The organism is Paenibacillus sp. J31R98, from assembly GCF_056269245.1.
In genome coordinates this window covers 139,190-159,903 of the sequence record NZ_JBWDNO010000002.1, presented here as the reverse complement: position 1 = coordinate 159,903, position 20,714 = coordinate 139,190, and the positions used below count along the sequence as shown (strand labels likewise).

The 20,714-nt window shown below is 48.5% G+C and carries 24 protein-coding genes; 22 read left to right on the top strand and 2 right to left on the bottom strand.

From position 1 onward, the window contains the following. Nucleotides 1-41 precede the first annotated feature (41 nt). The 5 genes from AC0YNX_RS08975 to AC0YNX_RS08955 all read left to right on the top strand — a co-directional run bounded on the left by AC0YNX_RS08975 (nucleotide 42) and on the right by AC0YNX_RS08955 (nucleotide 3,570). Nucleotides 42-194 (top strand): hypothetical protein, encoded by a 153-nt coding sequence (locus AC0YNX_RS08975; protein ID WP_475815347.1) that lies wholly within the window; start codon nucleotides 42-44, stop codon nucleotides 192-194. 222 nt (nucleotides 195-416) lie between these two features. After that, entirely contained in the window at nucleotides 417-803 is a 387-nt protein-coding gene (locus AC0YNX_RS08970; RefSeq protein WP_475815346.1) for a hypothetical protein, read from the top strand. Nucleotides 804-808: 5 nt separating this feature from the next. Then, on the top strand, nucleotides 809-2,482 hold the full coding sequence (locus tag AC0YNX_RS08965) for a recombinase family protein (protein WP_475815345.1): 1,674 nt from the start codon (nucleotides 809-811) through the stop codon (nucleotides 2,480-2,482). 6 nt (nucleotides 2,483-2,488) lie between these two features. Next, nucleotides 2,489-2,845, top strand: a complete 357-nt coding sequence (locus AC0YNX_RS08960) for a hypothetical protein (protein WP_475815344.1) — start codon at nucleotides 2,489-2,491, stop codon at nucleotides 2,843-2,845. 437 nt (nucleotides 2,846-3,282) lie between these two features. After that, nucleotides 3,283-3,570, top strand: coding sequence for a GMC family oxidoreductase (locus AC0YNX_RS08955; protein ID WP_475815343.1), 288 nt, complete (start codon nucleotides 3,283-3,285; stop codon nucleotides 3,568-3,570). Between the two features lie 198 nt (nucleotides 3,571-3,768). Here AC0YNX_RS08955 and AC0YNX_RS08950 read toward each other — a convergent pair whose 3' ends face one another. Both AC0YNX_RS08950 and AC0YNX_RS08945 read right to left on the bottom strand, forming a co-directional pair. Further along, a complete protein-coding gene (locus AC0YNX_RS08950) occupies nucleotides 3,769-3,918 on the bottom strand; it encodes a DUF3888 domain-containing protein (protein ID WP_475815342.1) in 150 nt (49 codons plus the stop codon). Continuing rightward, the gene (locus AC0YNX_RS08945; RefSeq protein ID WP_475815341.1) at nucleotides 3,893-4,117 is read right to left on the bottom strand and encodes a hypothetical protein; all 225 of its coding nucleotides are present in this window, start codon (nucleotides 4,115-4,117) and stop codon (nucleotides 3,893-3,895) included. The genes AC0YNX_RS08950 and AC0YNX_RS08945 overlap by 26 nt, the downstream gene beginning before the upstream one ends. A gap of 157 nt (nucleotides 4,118-4,274) precedes the next feature. Between AC0YNX_RS08945 and AC0YNX_RS08940 the strand changes: the two genes are divergently transcribed. The 17 genes from AC0YNX_RS08940 (at nucleotide 4,275) to AC0YNX_RS08860 (ending at nucleotide 20,645) form a co-directional block, all read left to right on the top strand. Then, a complete protein-coding gene (locus AC0YNX_RS08940; RefSeq protein WP_475815340.1) occupies nucleotides 4,275-4,730 on the top strand; it encodes a hypothetical protein in 456 nt (151 codons plus the stop codon). A gap of 42 nt (nucleotides 4,731-4,772) precedes the next feature. Next, complete coding sequence (locus AC0YNX_RS08935; protein ID WP_475815339.1) at nucleotides 4,773-5,051, top strand: hypothetical protein; 279 nt, start codon at nucleotides 4,773-4,775, stop codon at nucleotides 5,049-5,051. 123 nt (nucleotides 5,052-5,174) lie between these two features. Continuing rightward, the gene (locus tag AC0YNX_RS08930) at nucleotides 5,175-5,648 is read left to right on the top strand and encodes a hypothetical protein (protein ID WP_475815338.1); all 474 of its coding nucleotides are present in this window, start codon (nucleotides 5,175-5,177) and stop codon (nucleotides 5,646-5,648) included. 168 nt (nucleotides 5,649-5,816) lie between these two features. After that, nucleotides 5,817-6,068, top strand: coding sequence for a hypothetical protein (locus AC0YNX_RS08925; RefSeq protein ID WP_475815337.1), 252 nt, complete (start codon nucleotides 5,817-5,819; stop codon nucleotides 6,066-6,068). 376 nt (nucleotides 6,069-6,444) lie between these two features. Next, complete coding sequence (locus AC0YNX_RS08920) at nucleotides 6,445-7,491, top strand: Gfo/Idh/MocA family protein (RefSeq protein ID WP_475816210.1); 1,047 nt, start codon at nucleotides 6,445-6,447, stop codon at nucleotides 7,489-7,491. A gap of 15 nt (nucleotides 7,492-7,506) precedes the next feature. Further along, on the top strand, nucleotides 7,507-8,526 hold the full coding sequence (locus AC0YNX_RS08915) for a zinc-binding alcohol dehydrogenase family protein (RefSeq protein WP_475815336.1): 1,020 nt from the start codon (nucleotides 7,507-7,509) through the stop codon (nucleotides 8,524-8,526). A gap of 51 nt (nucleotides 8,527-8,577) precedes the next feature. After that, nucleotides 8,578-9,315, top strand: a complete 738-nt coding sequence (locus AC0YNX_RS08910; RefSeq protein ID WP_475815335.1) for a FadR/GntR family transcriptional regulator — start codon at nucleotides 8,578-8,580, stop codon at nucleotides 9,313-9,315. Continuing rightward, nucleotides 9,312-9,713 (top strand): VOC family protein, encoded by a 402-nt coding sequence (locus AC0YNX_RS08905; protein ID WP_475815334.1) that lies wholly within the window; start codon nucleotides 9,312-9,314, stop codon nucleotides 9,711-9,713. The genes AC0YNX_RS08910 and AC0YNX_RS08905 overlap by 4 nt, the downstream gene beginning before the upstream one ends. 2 nt (nucleotides 9,714-9,715) lie before the next feature. Continuing rightward, the gene (locus AC0YNX_RS08900) at nucleotides 9,716-11,023 is read left to right on the top strand and encodes a four-carbon acid sugar kinase family protein (RefSeq protein WP_475815333.1); all 1,308 of its coding nucleotides are present in this window, start codon (nucleotides 9,716-9,718) and stop codon (nucleotides 11,021-11,023) included. A gap of 16 nt (nucleotides 11,024-11,039) precedes the next feature. Then, on the top strand, nucleotides 11,040-11,963 hold the full coding sequence (locus tag AC0YNX_RS08895; protein WP_475815332.1) for a ketopantoate reductase family protein: 924 nt from the start codon (nucleotides 11,040-11,042) through the stop codon (nucleotides 11,961-11,963). Further along, nucleotides 11,960-12,760 carry an MBL fold metallo-hydrolase gene (locus AC0YNX_RS08890; protein WP_475815331.1) on the top strand — a complete coding sequence of 267 codons (801 nt, stop codon included), beginning with the start codon at nucleotides 11,960-11,962 and terminating at the stop codon, nucleotides 12,758-12,760. The genes AC0YNX_RS08895 and AC0YNX_RS08890 overlap by 4 nt, the downstream gene beginning before the upstream one ends. Beyond that, nucleotides 12,757-13,590, top strand: coding sequence for a fumarylacetoacetate hydrolase family protein (locus tag AC0YNX_RS08885; protein ID WP_475815330.1), 834 nt, complete (start codon nucleotides 12,757-12,759; stop codon nucleotides 13,588-13,590). The genes AC0YNX_RS08890 and AC0YNX_RS08885 overlap by 4 nt, the downstream gene beginning before the upstream one ends. Then, entirely contained in the window at nucleotides 13,584-15,506 is a 1,923-nt protein-coding gene (locus AC0YNX_RS08880; protein WP_475815329.1) for a D-apionate lactonase family protein, read from the top strand. The genes AC0YNX_RS08885 and AC0YNX_RS08880 overlap by 7 nt, the downstream gene beginning before the upstream one ends. Before the next feature lie 364 nt (nucleotides 15,507-15,870). After that, on the top strand, nucleotides 15,871-16,989 hold the full coding sequence (locus tag AC0YNX_RS08875; RefSeq protein ID WP_475815328.1) for a Gfo/Idh/MocA family protein: 1,119 nt from the start codon (nucleotides 15,871-15,873) through the stop codon (nucleotides 16,987-16,989). Between the two features lie 76 nt (nucleotides 16,990-17,065). Continuing rightward, nucleotides 17,066-17,992, top strand: coding sequence for an ABC transporter permease (locus tag AC0YNX_RS08870; RefSeq protein ID WP_475815327.1), 927 nt, complete (start codon nucleotides 17,066-17,068; stop codon nucleotides 17,990-17,992). Nucleotides 17,993-18,006: 14 nt separating this feature from the next. Beyond that, entirely contained in the window at nucleotides 18,007-18,954 is a 948-nt protein-coding gene (locus AC0YNX_RS08865; RefSeq protein ID WP_475815326.1) for a carbohydrate ABC transporter permease, read from the top strand. 119 nt (nucleotides 18,955-19,073) lie between these two features. After that, nucleotides 19,074-20,645, top strand: a complete 1,572-nt coding sequence (locus AC0YNX_RS08860; RefSeq protein ID WP_475815325.1) for an ABC transporter substrate-binding protein — start codon at nucleotides 19,074-19,076, stop codon at nucleotides 20,643-20,645. The last annotated feature ends 69 nt before the right edge of the window (nucleotides 20,646-20,714 follow it).

Genomic DNA, 20,714 nt, shown 5'->3' with positions numbered 1-20,714 from the left:
GGTGAACCTTCTGATACCAAATATCAGGAGGTTTTTTAATTTTGGAGGAAAATCGAAAACGCGCACTCAAACTGATAGAAAAGTGGATGAAGGATGAAGAGCTGCGAATAAAAAAAGAAAATGGTGAACTGCAAGCTGCAGCGGACAAGGAAATCGATCAAAATAATCAACAGCTACCAAGTGAACCGGACTAAGTCAAGCCACAATTCGAATACATCAGTATTGAGGTGGTTTGATGTATAAGACGTATATGTTCACGTATGTATCTGCGGCCATAGTTGAAGAGAATAAGCAAAATACTGAGCCGTCGAGCGTCGATGCAGCTGCTATTGAAGCTAAATGGAGAGTCATTGACTACATTCTAAAAAGGATCATGATAAAAACCGACTGAAGCTTGTTCAGGCGGTTTATTTTTTGTGAAAAAGGACACGCTAATAACATGCGAACAAATGTTCTTATATGGTGGTGTGTTGAGCTTGGGGCTGCAATCTAGAAAAGCATTTATTACACGAAGGGGTATCGAGGTGGATGAGCACATTTATACCTGCTCCCTCTCAATCAAGGAACAGTGGTTTATGAAAGTGAATGATTCTGGCCCGATCGAAGTTGAGTTTTGTGTTAATTCAAACAACATCGAGGAAGGGTTCCTCATTACTAATGTAGGTTTTGAATGGTGCTCACGAATTAGCCATGACACAATCTCACCTGAAGTTTTAGTTGCATATTACAAGCAGATGGAGAAAATGAAACAAGTTTTGCTCAAAAGAGACCCGAAGAATAAATCATGTAAAGGGAGGAGGTAAATCTGATGTACACAGCGGTCTATGTAAGGGTATCGACAGGCATGCAAGCTCTAGAAGGAACCAGCTTGGATGGTCAAGTGGAGCTATGTATTAAGAAAGCCAAAGAGCTTAACATCGCTGATTCTAACGTAAAAGTGTATAGGGAAGAGGGGGTAAGCGGTGAGGATATCGATCGTCCTGCTATGAACCAGCTAAGACAAGATATAATAGCGGGGCTTATCTCACAGATCATAATTACTCATCCTGACAGATTAACACGCGATCTTACTGACAAGTTACTCATTTGTCGTGAGTTCGAGTCTAAACATGTTCAATTGATGTTCGTGGACACGGAGTATAAGAATACGCCGGAAGGTCAGCTTTTTTTCAACTTGATCAGTGTGATTGCTCAGTACGAGTTGTCGCTGATTAAGAAGAGAACTATTCGAGGACGTCTTAAAGCCGTAGAGAAAGATAAGAAGATAATGCCGATGCGTGTCCCACCGTATGGTTACGATTTAATCAATAGTAGTCTAGTGATAAACGAGAACGAGGCAAGGTTTGTGAAACTTGTTTATCAATGGTATGTGTATGACAATCTGTTGATGAAGGAGATCGGAAATAGGCTAATTGAGATGGGAGCGGCACCGAAAAGATCTGAAAGAAATATTTGGAATGTCAGTTCGCTAAAACGCATATTACAAAATGAAATATATATTGGCAAGTATTACTACAACCGAAGATGCACTCAAAAGGTTAAGGGAGAACGTACCAAGAAGGGAGCATCTAAGAGGACTATTACCTATCGGAATAAGAGCGAATGGATCCAAGTAAAAGTACCAGCGATAATTGATGATAGTTTATTTCAGTTAGCTCAGGAGCGGCGAGCGAAGAGCAGAAAAAATGCCGGTAATCACAAATATGAGTATCTACTACGATCTCTGTTAAGATGTGGGCATTGTGGCCGTAAATGGGAGGGGAATACATATTCAGGACGGATGAACATCTGCTCGGGGATGAAGGAAAAATATACATGTTATAGGTGTCCGAATAGATATCCAAGCCAATATGGAAAATCCATAGAGCCGTGCTCCACTAGTTCCATTCGAGCTGAAGTTCTCGATGAATATGTGTGGGGGTTGGTTATCGAATCGATATCAATACCTCATGAATATATGGAGAGGTTAAATACAAATAAGGTGACAATAATTAATGAGTTAGAATTAACATCCGAGTCGCTTCTGAAGTTGATCTCGACAAAGGAAAAGGAAATGGAAAAGGTTAAAATCATGTTTAAAAGGGACTTAATTGATGAACAAGAAATGGATCGCGAGTTCAGAATAATAAAGAATGAAATGACTGAACTAATGCAAAGGTTTGATTCTTGTCAAGAGCAAATGCGCTTAATGCAAACGGAAGAAACTTCTACGAAAGAGAATCAATTAGTCCTGGATAAAATAAACGAGTTTATTATGACCAAAGGCGATAGCCTAACATTCGGAGACAAGAGACATATTATCCAATCAGTTATTAATGAATTGCTGATTAGGTGTGAGGGTACGAATATCCAGATTAGTGCCGTTGGTCATTTAGATTCACTACGGAATAAGCAAAATGCTCTAAATAGCGGACAACAATCAATAATTACAGGGCAATTAACAGTGGTCACAAAGCGTAACAAACAATTTAATGAAGGGTGAGCATTCTTGGAAGAGCTATTGAAGCAGATTGATAGCAAGGTTGCTGTAATTAAGTATAGCATTGCAAGAAATGAGAATTATCGTGAATTTGCTCACCAGACAGACATTAGCCATTACTTTAGGCTGCTTAGATTACACATTGAACTGGTTGATTGGGAAGCGGTTTTAAAGCTAGTGTTGAAATATAAGAATTCACGTTGCCAGTTAATCGAGAAGAGAAGCGTGCTTTTTCAAGAAATGATAAAAATTCAGAAGAGGAGTCCTGGGTTTGTTACGCAACAAACGCTTGACCTCATGATTGAATATATGAAACAACTTGAGTGGAAGATTGATGCGCTTAATGGGGTTTGGAAAGAGATATAATAATATCAATTTCGAACGTGCACTATAACTCAATAGAAACGTAAAACGAAGCTACCGGCAAATGATTCGGCGGCGATTTTGAGAAATTTATGAAGCTAGTGTAGAGAACGGTATTAACCTTGAAGAAGGCATACAGCCTGGTGATTCATTGAATTATTTTTATTGTGTTGAATTTGATATAGAAATCCAACTTAAAGAGCTTAAAACCGACCTGAATGGTTTTTCTGGCATCGGTAGCAAATCTTAGTTTTTGAATGAAAAAACGAGGCACTACATTAGTAATTGAATGCGAAGGTATTGGTCCCATTATTATGGCTTTGAAATCAGATTAAACTAAAGAGCCTATCCGCTCAATACAACACGACGGCAGCTAGCATGATGTTCAGTTGCCGTTTTTCATTAAATTTATTGAAAATTCCGAGGGTAACAAGTAGGATATGCTCGCCGAACAAGCAGAGAAGTGGCTGTGGGCAGCAGGAGCACACCAGGTTTGGCGAACAAAGGCCGGCGCTGGGCTAAGCGGCGGGCAGCACCAATCGGGTACACTGCGCATGGGTAACGACCCATCCGTTTCCGTTACCGACCCGAGTGGCCGCGTGCATGGATATGACAATCTCTGGGTAAGCGATGGCTCTGTGCATGTAACCAATGGTGGCGTTAACCCCGTCTTAACCATTATGGCTCTAGCATTCCGCACAGCTGAGAACTTAGTGAAACAAGGGTAAAGCTAATGGTACGTTAGCTTCCAAAAAACGAAGGCAGCTGTTCAGAGAAAATTAGCAGCTGCCTTCGTTCAGCTAACGGGTACTATAGCTCAATACATATCAACGAGGCTGCTGGCAAATGAATCCGGCAGCCTTCTTTGCGCTAACGGACAGTTTAATTGTGTTTATTCTGTTCTTAAGACTTTCTTCACTGTTACTTCATTTGCAACCAAGTTGGTAAAAGTAATGATAAGGCGAGTTATGAGGTCCTTCAAAAGTCGCTACTTTCAAGGTTGTCTCCCAATAATATTGACCTGGCTTCAAACGTTTGACCTCAACGACATCACCCGACCATGAATTGTCGCTCATCCGTATATTCTTGAAGAACGTTTTCTAGCGGTTTGAACAAAGTCCACACGAATGCGTCTTTATGCACATCACATGAAGTTTGTAGTTGATTCTTGTTACGGTCTGCTATTTCTGTTTCATTTGCAACTTTATCCATTGGAGCAGATACAGCCAATGAAGCGGCAAGTAAGACATTTGCTGCTAATGATGTTAACTTCATGAAAATAACCTCCTTTTATAGAGGTATTTTCTCCCCAAAGAAACAAGCTATAAACACTGCCGGCATCAACGACAGGACTGTTTAGCTAACGGGCAGGATTCATAAATCATCTCTTGAATATTTTAAGTATCAGCCACTCATCTGGGAGGAAGAACTAGTGGGATTGTTCCTAGAATTTATCATAGGTAACGATGAAGAAATTATTGAAGCGATGTCAGATTTTGATTTAGAAAGACTGGAAAATAACATTGAAAGAAGAGCAGATTTTTCACTGCATCTATCACCAAAAGATTTAAATACCCTTTCTGAAAAAGCATCAAAGTTCACTAACCAAGAGGCGATTACACTTAGACAGTTACTTAAGGTCATTGTTGATGCAAAGGAATTCGGACTTCTTGAAGTTAATGAGGAGTGGGTAATGTATTTTTCACTTTTAGAAAGAGAAGAACTTGTTGTTTTAACAAAGGAATGGTTTTTAGAGATGCAAAAACAGTATTCAAATGAAGATATATTAGTAACAGATGCCAGTATAAACGCAGTGAATGATCTTTGGGAGTTGTGTGAATTTGCTTTAATCAATAATAGGAAATTATTTCATGTATGGTATTTATGAAATGATCTTAATACACAAACGAGCACGATAATCTAACACATCTTGGAGCAATTTCCCGAAGGCAGTTGCTCCATAGCACATGTTGGGGGATTATGGGATGCCATCATGGAGATCTTATATGAACAAGAAAAGTACCGATTTTTATTCAAAGAAGCATTAAAAGGAGAAATATTTTATTTAGTATTCATGAGTTTAGCTCGATTTTTGTTTGGCAGACCATATGATTGGTATGATCTGGTCGCTGGTTTAGTGTTTGGTTTAATATTTGGATATTCAAAGTGGAAAACAATACAACAAAAGAACAAAGAAATAGATTGTTGACTGAATCCTTCAACTACCAGCTGATTAAGCTAACGGGGCAGGCTAGTACAACGAATGTTATAATGATCTCGTGCTACTGGATTCACTTAAAGGAATAGACAAGCGATGGATAGGGGAATCAAGTTGAGCAGCCAACGGATAATTAGTAAATTAGTTCTTCTTTATACAATTTCATCATTTCTACTGATTGGGTGTGGAAATGGGAATAGCGGAAAAGTAGCTTCAAGTGACCTATCAAAGTCTTCAAGTAATATTTCTTCTAATGAGAAGAGAAACAAAGAGGTTAACTTGATTAACTCAACAAAAATTGATACTCAAGCAAGCCATGAAATTAAAAAGAAATTTGTAGAGATGGTTGTAGGTAAATATAGCCTTGGGGAACCGGAGCATTTAGAACGAGGTGACTATACAGCAGACGGTAAAACATACTTGTTATTTAGTGTCCCCGTTACTCTATATGAAGCCAATGGAACCCCTAAATTAGTATTATATGATTTGTTTGTCGAAGTAAAAACACTCCGAGTTTATGATGCAACATATATGAAACAGAAAATGGGGAAGCCTCCATTGGTGACCAGTTCTCAAGTAAAAGCATAATGACTCTAGAACAACTTCAGCACATAGAGACTAAAGAAGAAGTGCAGAATGATTCTGGTTCGGCTAGATAAGGCTGCCGTTTTTCGTTGAAGTAATGGGCAGGAGAGTTCTTATATATTCACGAATATTGAATCATAAATTCAAGATGCGGAATTTAGGTGAACTCTTTTGAACCAAAAAGATAAGAATCAAACAACTGAATCCCAAGAAAAGAAAGCCTATCTTCGTAATGGAGTAGTAAAATGGGGAATACCTGTAGCAATTATTAATCAAGTTTATACAATAATTTTTGAGTATCATTTTTCAATAAACAAGTTGATTTCAATAGATTTTCTTTTGCTGCTTATTATAAGTTTTATTGTGTGGCCGCTAATGGGATTAATAGTAGGCTTAGCAAAATGGTATCGTAAAGACGATTGAATTTAATTATCATATGTTGTTGAATTAATGGAGCACGTTAGTTAAATAAACGACCAGGAAGAAGCTGCCGGCATTGACCGGTAGCTTCTTTACGCTTTTCGTTGAAGTAACGGGGCAGATTACTTTAATGCAACTTTGTTCTAAATTATAACAAGGAAGCTATTAGATGTCGTGTTAGATGGCTATGGCAAAAAAAGCATTCTGCCTGTGCGATAATATGCCGATTGAAGTAACGGAAATATTTTTAGCGTTTTCGTCTTTTCTTGTTTTTTCCAAGATAAAGATTGACAGAAATAGACGTCCGATTTTATACTGAAATCAAATTGGTCGACCAATTAACCAATCGATGACTTACGTGTTCGGAGGGATCATCTTGGTGTGGAAAATAGGCTTGGTGGGCACGGGGTTTTGGTCTGAGAAGCATCTGGAAGCATGGAGCCGGATTCCGAATGTGGAAATCTCGGCGCTCTGCAATCGCAGTCGGGGTAAATTGGTCGAGAAGGCGCAGCGTTACGGCGTATCCGAGGATAGATTGTATACCTCTATTGACGAAATGCTGGCGGACGCGGATATCGATATCGTGGATATCGTGACGGGTCCCGAGACGCATCTCGAGTTCGTCGAGAAGGCCGCGAAAGCAGGCAAGCACTTGCTATGCCAGAAGCCTTTCGCTTCGAACTACGAGGAAGCTGCCCGGATGGTACAAATCGCGTCGGATGCGGGCGTTAGGCTGATGGTGACGGAAAATTGGCGATGGCTGTCGATCTTCCAGACGATTAAGCAAGTGATAGAAGGCGGAGAGCTAGGCAAGTTGCTTGCGGCGCGGTATTTGCATTCTGATTATTTCACGATGCGGATGTCCGAGGACATGCATCTGCCCCAGGCGTTTCTGACCCGGATGCCTCGCCTGATGTTCTACGAGATGGGCGCGCATTGGTACGATACTTGGCGGTTTCTATTCGGGGAGCCTAGCCGATTGTACGCCGAACTTAAGGTGAACAGTCCGTATGTGGTCGGAGAAGATTCCGGTATCGTTACCTTGGGTCACAAAGATTTCTACGGACTAATGGACATGAGCTGGGCAACCCGGAGGGAATTGAACGAACCGCTCGAAAAGGATTCCGTTAAAGCGCACCATATCGAGCAATTCATCATCGACGGCGATCAAGCCTCGTTGAAGCTATATGGCGATGGAAGCATCGCGATCATCGACTCGGACGGAGGACGCAAGGTAGCGCGCGGGCCGACGGAGCTCGATCACGAAGAGAGCCACTTCCGGCTATCCTCCCATTTCATTACGTGCCTCGAATCGGGAGAACCGTTCCAGACGAGCGGCGAGGACAATCTACGAACGCTCCGGCTCATCTTCGCTACTTACGAGAGCGCATCAGAGCATAAAGCGATTCTATTCGATCATTCATAGGGGGACGTGAACGACATGAAAGCAGCTATTATGACGGAGCCCTTCCAAATCGGAATACAAGACGTTCCGAAGCCCGAGCCCAAGTCTAACGAGGTTCTCATCCGGATGCGGGCGGCGGGCATATGCGGCGGAGACGTCCACTATTACGACGGTACGCATCCGTACGCGGTTTATCCGCAAATCTACGGTCACGAGTTGTCCGGCGAAGTCGTAGCCATCGGCTCCGAAGTTACGAAACATGAAGTCGGAGCACGGGTCATCGTCGAGCCCGCCGTTCCTTGCGGCAAGTGTTACCCGTGCCGAAGAGGCAAATACAATTGCTGCGTCAGCATCGATATGATCGGCGGATTCCGCCCGGGCGGCTTTGCCGAATACGTGACGGTACCGGAAGCGTACGCCCACCTTATGCCGGACGGAATGAGCTACGAGACGGCCGCTTTATGCGAACCGTTCACGATCGGAGCTCAGGTCGTTCATCGCGCGGATATGCACGACGGTGCCGTCGTCACGATTCTCGGGGTCGGCCCGATTGGATTAACGGCGTTGATTCTCATGAAAAAGCTCTTCAACGTGAAGGTCATCGCAGTGGACGTCGTTCCCGAGCGGCTGGAGAACGCGAAGCATTTCGGAGCGGACGAACTGATCAATCCGCGGGAGCAGGATACGCTTGGGAGGGTCATGGAGCTGACCGGCGGCGAAGGCTCGAACATTGTGATCGAGTCGGCCGGAATTAAGCTGACGATGGAGCAGACGATCCATTTGGTTAGTCCGGGAGGGCGAATCGTCATCGTCGGACTGACGAACGATCAGATCAGCTTCCCGGGAATAATGTTCACGAAGAAAGAAGTCGAAATCCTCGGAAGCCGCAACAATGCGGGCCGATTCCCCGAAGTCATCAATTTCCTACATAAATACGCCGAACTCGTCGAGCCGTTCATCTCGGCGAGAATGCCTTTCGCAAGTATTGCCGAGGCGCTTCATATCGCGAAGACGAAGCCGAACGAAGTCAACAAAATCATCCTGTCCTTCGATTGAACGGACGAAGGATAATTCTACTATATTTATCTACCTGAAAGGGGCAATTCCATGGAAGGCGGAAGTTCGTTCCAATTCGAGCCGATTGAGCGCAAGACGATCGTGACCGAGATTACGCGAAGATTGCTCGATTATTTGATGTCCGGGCATCTGAAGCCCGGCGATCGCCTGCCTGCTGAACGGCAACTGAGCGAGGCGCTCGGAGTCGGGCGTTCTTCGCTGAGAGAAGCATTGAAGGCTTTGACTGTGCTCGGTCTGCTCGAGGTCAGGCAGGGAGACGGCACCTATTTGAAACGGGCCGATTCCGACCTCCTTCCCCAAGTAATCGAATGGGGCATTTTGCTAGGAGAGAAGCGCACGCTAGATCTGATCGAAGCGAGGCAGAAGATCGAGATTTCGATCGTGGGGTTAGCGACGGCCAGAAGGACCGATACAGCCCTGGCGGAACTGGCCGCGATCCTCGGGAGAATGGAAGCGGCGAAGAACGACAGTGTGAAGTACATCGAGAGCGACGTGGCGTTCCACCTCAAGTTGGCGGAGATGGCTGGCAATACGGTATTGAAGGACATTCTGTCCAGCATTCAGGCGCTGCTTCGCGCATGGATCAAGAGCGTAATCGCGAATTCGGAGTCGACGGAGTTCTCCTACGAGGAGCATGCGAGGGTGTACGAAGCGGTTGCGAGCGGAGACGTAGCGAAGGCCGAGCAAGCGATGGAACGCCATATGCATTCCGCGGCCGAGAAATTGAAGCAAATCATTCAAGATTCGGAAGGGAGTTTCCCATTATGATAGAGCAAATCGATCATATTGCCATAGCGGTTCGGAATATCGACGAATCGTTGCCGTATTATACGCAACAATTAGGCCTCGCATTGATTCAAGACGAAGAGCTTCCATCCGCCGGCGTTCGTCTGGCTTACTTGCAGGTCGGCTCGACGATGATCCAACTCGTGCAGCCAATCGGCGAGACGCCTATCGCTTCTTTCCTGGAAGAGAAGGGAGAAGGTCTCCATCATCTTTGTTTTGCCGTAAAAGACATTCCGCACACGCTCTCGCAGATAGACGGGGAAGCCGAAGTTAAGGTCGTGATGGGAGGACGCGATCGGCGAGCTTGTTTCCTTAAGGTGAATCCGAACGGCCTCCGCATCGAGTTAACCGAGCTGGATACGTGCGCGGGGGTCGAATGACAATGGAGAGCCCGCACTCTCGCAAATGGGTCGTGTTCGACGACGATCCGACAGGGACGCAGACGGTATCCGGAGTGGAAGTGATTTTGCGGCCTTCGAAGGAGGCTTTCCGCAAGTTCGTCCGCGGCAGCCAAGCTTGCGTTTACGTGCTGACGAATTCGCGGGCGATGACCCGCGAAGAAGCTGTGAGTTACTTAAGCAAGCTCCATTCGTGGATGGACGATGAAGCGTCGGAAGCCGGCTGCGAGATCGGCTACGTCCTTCGCGGTGATTCGACGCTCAGAGGCCACGTGTTCGCCGAGATGGAGGTGCTTGCGGAACCCCGTTCCGTAGGACTGTTCGTCCCCGCCTTTCCGGAATGCGGGCGCGTCACGGTCGGCGGCATTCATTATCTCATCCAAGACGATCGCAGAACTCCCGCGGTGGAAACCGAGTTCGCGATGGATACCGTCTTCGGATATTCGAGCCGCATGCTTAGTGATTGGGTTCAAGAAGTCGGACCAGGCTGGACAGCCGCGCTAGTGCCTCTCGAAGAATTGCGCGGCAAAGGACCGACGGCGGTAACGAGAGCGTTGCTTGATGCTCCGCCGCGCACGGTCGTCATCCCGGACGCCGAGACCATCGGGGACGTTCGGCTCATCGCGGAAGGCTTGGAACAAGCGGAAGCCAAGCTTAGAACCGAGCCCCATCGCACGATCGTCGTCCGCGGAGCTTCGACGCTAGCTGCGGCGAGATGCGGATTGCAAGCGCTGAACCTCTCGCACGTTCCCGAAGATGTACCTGCCCGCTTGCTCGTCGCGTGCGGTTCTCACACCGCCGCGTCCACGAGGCAGCTGGAGCAATTGACGAGCTTGCTGGGCATCGAGCCGGTTGTCGTTCCGACCGCGCAAGTGTTCGAGGATGGCTGCGAGGCCGTCATTCCCGAATTGGCACGTCGCCTTCGCGAACAGCTCGCGAATCGAGGGATCGCCGTACTGGCTACGGAACGAGTCCGCCAAGGACGCCACGGCCAGCTTGCCGACGGCGCCAAGATCATGAAGACCTTAACGGAAACGGTGAAAGCGGTATCTTCTTTTTGCGATGCTGTCGTTTCCAAAGGAGGAATCACTTCCGCCCAGATCGCGTCGGACGGCTTAGGGGCGGACGAAGCAGAAGTGCGCGGGCAGCTGGAAGCTGGAATTTCCTTGTGGAGGCTGCGGCTTCAGGACGGAACCCGCATGGGATATGCCGTCATTCCCGGCAACGTGGGAGATGACGATACGATTGCGAGAGTCGTCGGAAAGATGAAATCATCCTTATTCAATACCTAACTGGGAGGTAACATTCATGATCGCAGTAGTGGGAGCAGGAGCAATGGGCGGTATGCTGGCCGCAAGGCTAAACGCCTCCGGCCATCAAGTGACTTTGGTGGATGTATCGGAAACGCTCGTCAGTCAGATTAACGAGCACGGTCTCGTCTTGGATTCCAAGGAAGGCGGCAGCGAGACAGTGCGTCTTCGCGCGACGGCCGATCCCGGCGAAGTCGGCATTGCCGATGCGGTGTTTTTCTTCGTCAAGGCTCAGCATACGGCATCGGCCGCGCAGCTGGCTTCGGCGATGGTCGGTCCGCGGACGACGATCGTCAGCCTGCAGAACGGTTGGGGCAATGCCGACGTGCTCGCGAACGCTTTTCCGGCGGAGCAGATCGTCGTCGGCATTACCTACCATAGCGCAACCGTAGTCGGACTCGGCCATGTCTCCCATACGGGACGCGGAGCGACTTTCGTTGGCGCGTATGTTGACGGACAGACGCTGGTACGCGCCGAGCGGATCGGCGAGTTGCTCAACGATGCCGATATTCCAGCCGAGGTTTCTCCGCTCGTGAAGACGGAAGTGTGGAAGAAGCTCATCCTGAACGCGGCGACTTTGCCTACCTCGGCGTTGACCGGACTGTGCGCCGGCGTGCAAGGAGAACCCGGTCCGCTCCTTGAGCTTGTGGACAATTTGGCGATGGAAGCGACCGCGGTTGCCCGGGCTCTCGGCTACGAGATCGAAACCGACGAGCGCATCAACCGGATCCATACGGTACTGGCCGGCGCGGGCAAAGGGAAGTCCTCGATGCTTCAAGACGCCGAAGGAAAGCGCAAGACCGAGATAGAAGTGATTAACGGAGCCGTGGTCAAAGCCGCGGACGGCTTAGGCATCGACGTGCCGCTTAATCGCGCCATGGTGTCGCTGATCGCGGGCTTAGAAAGGGGCTGGAAGCAATGACGACTACAATTCGATTCCTAGGAATGGCAGGGTATGAAATCGTCGGACCGCAGCGTCGGATTCTGATCGATCCTTTCTTGGAAGGAAGCCCAAATGCTCCGATCCGTCATGAAGAGTTGGAAAAGCCGGACGTTATTCTCGTGACGCACGCTGCGTACGATCATCTCGGGGATACGGCGGCAATCGCGCTCAGAACGGGGGCGCCGGTCGTATGCGGAGGAGAAGTGAAAGCCGTGCTGCTCGAGCACGGCATCCCGTCTACGCAAATTCACCCGACCGTATGGGGAATCCTCGTCGAAGTCGGCGGCGTCATCGTACGTCCGGTGGAAAGCCATCATTGGTCGCAAACTCGTCTGAAGGACGGGCAATACATTTCGGGCGTGCCGATGGGCTTCATCGTCGAGCCGGAGACCGGTGTGCGCATCTATCATTGCGGAGACACGGCGATCTTTGGCGACATGAAGCTGATCGCCCAGCTCTACAAGCCGACAATCGGATTGATGGGCTGCTCCAACTCGCAAGCTTTGCTGGCCAAAGCCAACTTTGCCGGCAAGCTGCTCACGGGCGAGATGAGTCCTTCCGAGGCGGCGCTCGCCTCCGAGTTCCTTGGGCTGAAGCTGGCGATCGCTTCGCATTATCTGGATTTGTCGAACGAGACGGAGCGTGGCGAAGTCGAGCAATTCGTGGCGTCCGTGGCAGAGCACGATACGACGGGCACGCGGAAAGCGCTGATCATGGAAATAGGAGAAACGATAGCGATAGACGGAGATAATGTCCTCAGGGGGATACCGGCATGAGATTAGTCGCTTGCGAAGCGAACGGATCGATTAAAGTTGGCGTCGAGGCAGAGGGGGGAGTTGTACTGACCTCCTATTCGGATATGAAGGATTTAATCGCAGACGGCGATGTCGGACTGAGGAAGGCTAGGCAGCAGGCGGCTTCCGGCGTACCGACGTCCGACTATAAGCTGCTTGCGCCGATCACCCGTCCCGGTAAAATATTGTGCGGCGGAATCAACTACGCGAACCATAAAGAAGAGAATCCGAAGGCGGTGTTCCCGGCGCGTCCTTCCGTATTCTCGAAGCTGCCGACGGCCATTGTCGGCCCTGGCGACGAGATCGTGCTTCCGTATCCCGATTGCCAAGCCGATTACGAAGTCGAGCTGGCATTCATCATCGGCAAGCGAGGCAAGTCCATCGCGAAGGCGGACGCGTTCGACTACATTTTCGGCTATACGATACTGCACGACGTGAGCGAGCGGGCGTTGCAGTTCGCCTTGCAGCACGAGATAATCGGTAAGGGCGTCGATACGTTCTGTCCGATCGGACCTGTCATTGTCACGTCGGATGAGCTGACGGATCCGTCCAATCTGGCACTTCGCAGCTATGTTAACGGAGAAGTACGTCAGGACGCGAGCACATCCTTGATGATATTCGATATCCCTACGATTATCGAAGCGGTGTCCGCGTATATTACGCTTGAACCGGGCGATATCATCTCGACGGGCACTCCTGCCGGCGTAGGCGTATTCCGCCAACCTCCAGCTTACCTGGCCCCTGGCGATACGGTAGTCGTTGAAATCGAAGGAATCGGCAGATTGGAGAACAAGGTGGTAGCGGGATGGTAAGCGAACATAAGATCCGAAATCTTCGATATGGTTCATCCGAGCCACTTCCCGAACGTCGAATATTACGCGCCGGTCCATTGACCGCTATCCTCGAGGATGGCGGTTTGCGTTATATTCGTTACGGAAAGCAAGAGTTAATCAGAGGGATCTATGCGGCCGTTCGCGATCGAAACTGGGGAACGATCAAGCCGGCGTTTCGCAGCTTCGAAGTAACGGAGCAAGATCGCTCGTTCGAGGTGAAGTTCCTCGCGGAGCATAAACAAGGCGACATCGACTTCGAGTGGGAAGGGACGATCGTCGGTTCCGAGGACGGAACGATCGTCTTCTCGTTCGACGGGGTTGCGCGGTCCTCGTTCTTGCGGAACAGGATCGGCTTTTGCGTGCTTCATCCTGCGGAGCTTGCGGGCCGCAAAGTCGTAGTCGAATCCGATAACTCCGAGGTTTACGGACAGTTTCCTCAAGCGATCTCGCCGCATCAGCCTTTCAAGAATATGACGTCGATTAGCCACAAGTTGAATTCCGACCTGTGGGCGAAGCTGCAGTTCGAAGGCGAGATCTTCGAGATGGAAGATCAGCGCAATTGGACAGATGCTTCTTACAAGACTTATTGTACGCCGCTTCGTCTTCCTTTTCCGATACAGGTCGAATTAGGGAGCGTAGTTCGTCAGAAGGTGGTCTTGTCCCTGATCGGGAGGGAAAGGGTAATCGAAGATAGACAGGACAGCGCTATTCATGCGACTGGCTTGTCCGTGATGATCGAAGATCGCGAAATTGGAACAATTCCTCGATTGGGTCTATGCGTCACGCCGGATCGAGAAGCGAATCCCCAAGAAATGGAATCGTTGCTTGAGCTTAAACTTGGTTTCTTGCGGGCTACGATTCGGTTGTATGAGCCGGGTTGGCGTCAAGTGCTGGATTTGGCGGCTGTCCAAGCCAATAGACTAGGAGCAGGGCTTGAGTTGGAGGCAATCGGTGGCGAGGACGACACGCTATGGGAAGAACTCGTGAACGCGATCGCCGGACAAGCTAACTCCGTCGACACGGTATTCGCGTTCTCTTCGCCGGACTCCTACGTGAGCGATAGCGAGCTGTCATTCCTTGTTAAGCAGCTAAGAGATCAAGCAGAGCTCTCCTTTATCGTTGGAGGAGGCTCTAGAGCGTACTTCACCGAATTGAACCGCGCGGATCCTTCATTAGAGCAAATCGAAGCCATCATGTATCCGATTAATCCGCAAGTTCACGCGTTCGATCTATCTTCGATCGTGGAGACAGCTTCGGCGCAACTAGCTACCGTTGCCAGCACGAGGGAGCTCATGGGCGATCTCCCTCTGAGCGTCGGTCCTATTACGTTCAAACCACGCCTTAATCCTAACGCGACGAGTGCGGAGGCAAGGTTGCAGTCGGAAGATCGCGGGAATCACTTCGATCCGCGTCAAGCTTCATTGTTCGGGGCAGCATGGACGCTGGGTAGCGTGCGCTATCTAGCGGAGGCGCAAGCCGATAGAGCATGTTATTACGAGACCTTAGGTCTACTAGGTGTCCTTCGCGAAGGGGGACTCTATCCTCTCTATCACGTATTATCCGCGCTAGGTCCGCTTCAAGGAATGCCATTGCTTGCATGTCGGAACGCCGATCCGCTAGTTTGCGAAGCGCTGGCGATTCGTGGCTTGGACTGCAAGATCACGATGCTGCTCGCGAATTACACCAACGAAACGATACAGATCCGGGTACAAACGTCTTTGTTCAAACCGAAGAGAATGTATGTGATGGACGAACAGGTAGCGATAGCATTGACCAGGAACGGCGACCTTACCTCCACTCCTACCCGACGTCAAATTCCGAAATCGTCCGAAGTCGGTTTTACGTTGGAGCTTAGTCCTTTCGCGTTCGTTATCATGGAGGAGGCTGATTGTTGAACACCTAGCTTATACAGAGTGCTCCCCAAACTGCTGTTTGGGGAGCACTTCAATTATCCGGTTACCTAATCAGTTGATGGGCCTTCTGCAGTTCTAAAGAAGGCCTTTTTTTTAAGGAAAATGAAGGTGCTATCATGTCCAACTGTCCTACTCATAGAATCAAGTCACAAGAGTGCAAGTTCAGGTCACCTGCGCGGTATGTGACGCATTTCTCTAATTTCTATAATAAAAGCATGAAGAATGTTGTTAATAGTCGGAAGAGCTACTTCCGAATATTTTACAGCTGTGAAATCGCCATTTGAAGGTCCAGCGGTGTTGTTGTTCTAGAAGCATAAAAGTACTTAATAGAAAGAAGGTTCGAAAAGTGTCAAACCAAATTCTAAAAGTCGGTCTTATCGGTCTGGGAGAAGTCGCTCAAGTGATACATTTGCCAGTGCTCCAGTCGCTACCTCATCAGTATCGTATTGCCGCATTATGCGACGTATCGCCTAAGCTACTGGAGCACGTTGCCCAACAATATCGCGTGGATCGCCTTTATACCGATGCGAACGAATTGGTAAAGCAGGATGATCTCGATGTCGTATTCGTTCTGAACAGCGACGAATATCATGCTGATTGCGCGATAGCCGCGATCAATGCCAAGAAGCACGTGATGATTGAAAAACCGATGTGCCTTACTTTCGCCGAGGCGGACGCTATTATCGAGGCGAGAGACCGCAACAACGTGAAAGTAATGGTCGGATATATGCGTCGTTATGCTGCTTCTTTCGAGCGTGCGATCGAAGAAATCGGCGGTTTGGACAATATCGCCTATGCTCGGGTCAGAGATATTATTGGGCCTAATAATTTCTTTATCCGTTCGACAAGCCATACGGTAACTTTTAACGATTTGCCGGATGCGGCCATGGAAGATCGCAAGAGGCGAGCGGAACGCTTGGGTCGAGAGGCGACGGGGCTCGAGCCGGAACAGCAATTGTTCGGCTTCTATCGTTGGTTGACCGGGTTGGGAAGCCATGATCTGTCCGCTATGCGAGAAGCGCTGGGCATGCCGAAGGCAGTGCTCGGCGCCAAGCTTTCGATGCAGCGGGAGACGACGTTCTGGAACGTCATATTCGATTATGGTCACTTCTCGGTCACTTACGAGTCCGGGATCGATTTGCAAGGACGGTTCGACGCACATGTGGAAGTGTATTCGGCGCGCAAATCCGTCAAGGTGCAATACAATACGCCGTATATCCGCCACCTTCCGACAAATTTGTATGTGAACGAAACCGTTGGCGATCAATACACCGAATCAGTCATTCGCCCTACTCTTACGGACTCGTATACGCTGGAACTTAACTATTTGCACGATATTATCGTCAATGACGGCACACCGAAGACAACGCCGGAAGATTACAAGGACGACTTACGTATTTTCAAGATGATTATCGATGCGTTGGCAAAGGTCCAGTCGGAAACAAGTCACAATAGTACAAATTAAGGTCTCCTGCACGGTATGTGACGTCTTTCTCTGATTTCTATAATAAAAGTATCCAATAAGAAGGTGGTGTCCAGTCATGAATCGGAGAAGATCCTTCGGAAAAGTTATTATGCAGAACAAAGCGTTATTGCTCATGTTACTGCCGGGTTTTCTCTATCTCCTGCTTAATAGCTATGTCCCGATGTTCGGGATCGTGATCGCTTTCAAAAATATCGATTATTCCAAGGGCATATGGGGCAGCGATTGGGTCGGGTTCAGCAATTTCGAGTTTTTGTTCAAGACCCACGATGCGTACACCATTACGCGAAATACTCTGCTGTATAACTTTACATTTATCTTGATCGGCACGGTCGGTTCGGTAGGGTTGGCAATTCTGCTTAATGAAATTCGCAGCACCATCGCGGCAAGAATCTACCAGAGCATGATTCTGCTTCCGTTCTTGTTCTCCATGGTCGTCGTCAGTTATCTTGTGTTTGCTTTCTTGAGCGCGGATTACGGATTCTTGAACAAGCATATTCTCCCTCTCTTTGGAATGGATCCTCTGAACTGGTACAACGAACCGGGAGTCTGGCCGTACATTTTGGTCATCGTCAGCACTTGGAAGGGATTGGGATATTCCAGCATTGTCTACTTGGCTGCCATCGTCGGATTGGACCGGGATTATTTCGAAGCGGCCGTTATCGACGGCGCGAACAAGTGGCAGCAATGCACCCGGCTCACGGTACCGCTAATTACGCCTTTGATTATTATTATGACGCTGCTTGCGGTCGGGAAAGTCTTTTATTCCGATTTCGGCTTGTTCTATCAAGTGACGATGAATTCCGGCGCCATCCTGCAAACGACGAATGTCATCGATACATACGTTTACCGCGCGCTCATCATGCTTGGCGACATGGGGATGTCGTCGGCAGCCGGTCTATTTCAATCCGCGATAGGATTCATTCTGGTGCTGGGTGTTAATTTCATCGTCCGTAACATCAACAAAGACAATGCGTTGTTTTGATAAGGGGGGCCTTCATGCAAAAGTCTAATGCAGTTGCCGCTGCCATCAAAGTCAATCCCGCTATAGCAGCAGGCAGAAGAAGAAAAAAAATCAACGCGCACCAACTATTGCTTCACGTTTTGTTTATTGTCGTCGTGATCTTAACGGTATCGCCGTTGGTACTCGTCCTCTCCGTCTCGTTCACCGATGAAAACGCGATTTATGCACACGGTTATTCCTTAATCCCGAGTAAATTCAGCATCGCCGCCTACTCGTACCTGTTCAGAGACGGAGGGCTGGTCGCGCATGCTTACGGCGTCTCATTAATGGTGACGGTAATTGGAACGGTTGCAGGGTTGCTTATGACGGCACTGTTCGCCTATCCGATCTCCAAACGGGAATTTCCGTTGCGCAATTGGTTTTCGTTTTTCGTTTTCTTCACCATATTGTTCAACGGCGGGTTGGTGCCGTGGTATTTGGTTTACACCAATTTCATTAACGTCAAGGATAGCTTATTGGGATTGATCATCCCTAACCTGCTAATGAACGGTTTTAATATTCTGATTGTTCGGACATTCTTTCAGACGCTCCCGCCTTCCCTAATGGAATCGGCCAAAATCGACGGAGCGGGCGAGTTTCGGATTTGGTTGCGAATTGTCATGCCGCTGTCGCTTCCGGTACTCGCGACGATCGGAATTTTTACGACCTTGGGTTATTGGAACGATTGGTTTAATTCATTAGTCTTCATTTCGGACGAAAAGTTGTATAGCCTCCAATACTTGATGCAACGGACCATGCAAAATATTGCGTTCCTGTCGCAGCATTCAGGTTCGGGGAATATTTCCTCTCTATTGGCGACAACGCCCACAGAAGCCATGCGCATGGCTATGGCGGTTGTAGGCGTCGGGCCGATCGTGCTGGCGTACCCTTTCTTCCAGCGCTATCTCGTCCAAGGATTAACGATCGGCGCAGTGAAGGGCTGACTCCGATAATTCGACAAGTAGGTGATGTCTAATTTCATAAAATGTCTTATAGTTTGGATAACGAAGTACTAGCGGTATTATGGATATCTTTCAAACAAAAAATGGGAGGTTAAAAATCGATGAAAAAACATTCATTCGGGGCAATCGCAATCATTCTAATATTCTCGATAGTCCTTGCCGCCTGCGGCGGAAAATCCAACGATAATGCCGGCAGCACGAATGCTGCGGGCGGGGCTAACGGTAGCGATTCCACGACTGCGGATACCGCTGCCGGCAGTAGCGGCTCGGAGAATTCAAAGAGCCAGCTTGAGCCTTACAAGCTGACGATGCTCTATCCAGCTACGCCGGCCAAAGACCTTAAATTGGTGCAGGACGAAATGAACAAATATCTTAAAGACAAGATCAACGCTACGATTGAGCTAAAGCCGATCGATTGGGGGGCTTGGGGAGATAAGACGAACCTCATGTTTACATCCAACGAGAAATTCGATATGATTTTCACGGCGAGTTATCTCGGATACACCGCAAATGCCTTGAAAGGTCAATATTTGGAACTCGATGATTTGCTTGACAAGTATGGGCAGGGCGTGAAGGAAACGCTTGGACAGGATTGGATTAAGGGCAGTCAGGTTAATGGGCACAGCTATGCAGTGCCGGCGCAGAAGGAGTTTGCCGGATCTGTAGGCCTACTGATGCGCAAAGATCTCGTTGATAAATACAGCATCGATCTTGACTCGATCAAAACATTCAGCGACCTGACTCCTGTCTTTCAGAAGATTAAGGAGAATGAGCCGGGTGTTACGCCGCTCGTTCAAAGTTCGCTCAATCTGACTGGTTTGTTTCAGGGCTATTACATGGACGGACTCGGTGGCGGACACGGCTCAATCGATCCGGATACCGGCAAAATGACTGTCTTAGACGATATAGAATACCCGAAAATGACAGGGATCTTAAATCAGATGCGGGAATGGTACTTGGCCGGCTTCATTAACAAAGATGCTGCCACAATGACCTCTGATCAGATGTACAATATAATGAAATCGGGCAAAGGTTTTGCCTGGGCGGAGGGGACAAAGCCTGGCAAGGCTGCGGAGATGAGCGTTCAACTCGGGATTGATCTGGTACAGAAAGATCTGATTCGTCCGCAGACGACTACGAACGAAGCGACGGGCGCGATGATGGCGATTTCCCGGACTTCCGGCGATCCCGAACGGGCGATGATGTTCATTAATTTGCTCTACACGGACCCGTATCTGTTGAATCTGCTGGACTTCGGCATTGAAGGCAAGCATTACGTGAAAAACGGGAACGGCATGTTAGAATTCCCCGAGGGCGTCGACGCGCAAACGAGCGGTTATAATCCAGGTACCAACTGGATGTTCGGCAATCAGTTTAACACTTACCTCTGGAGTAATGAGGATCCGGACAAATGGGGCAAGTTTAAGGCATTCAACGAGAGTTCGATTAAATCACCAGGGCTGGGATTCGCCTTTGATCAGTCCAACGTCAAGAACGAGGCGGCCGCGGTAGCCAATGTCGATGCTCAATATCTCATTGCCATCCAGACGGGCACGCTCGATCTCGACAAGAACTTGCCCGATTATATTAAAAAGCTGAACGATGCTGGCTTGGATAAGATTATGGCCGAGAAACAGAAGCAGTTAAACGCCTGGTTGGAAACGCAAAAATAAAATCGGTCTGAAGAAAATAGATCGGTAGTCGTGATAGACCAGCGGCGGAAAGCGTGAATCATACGGATT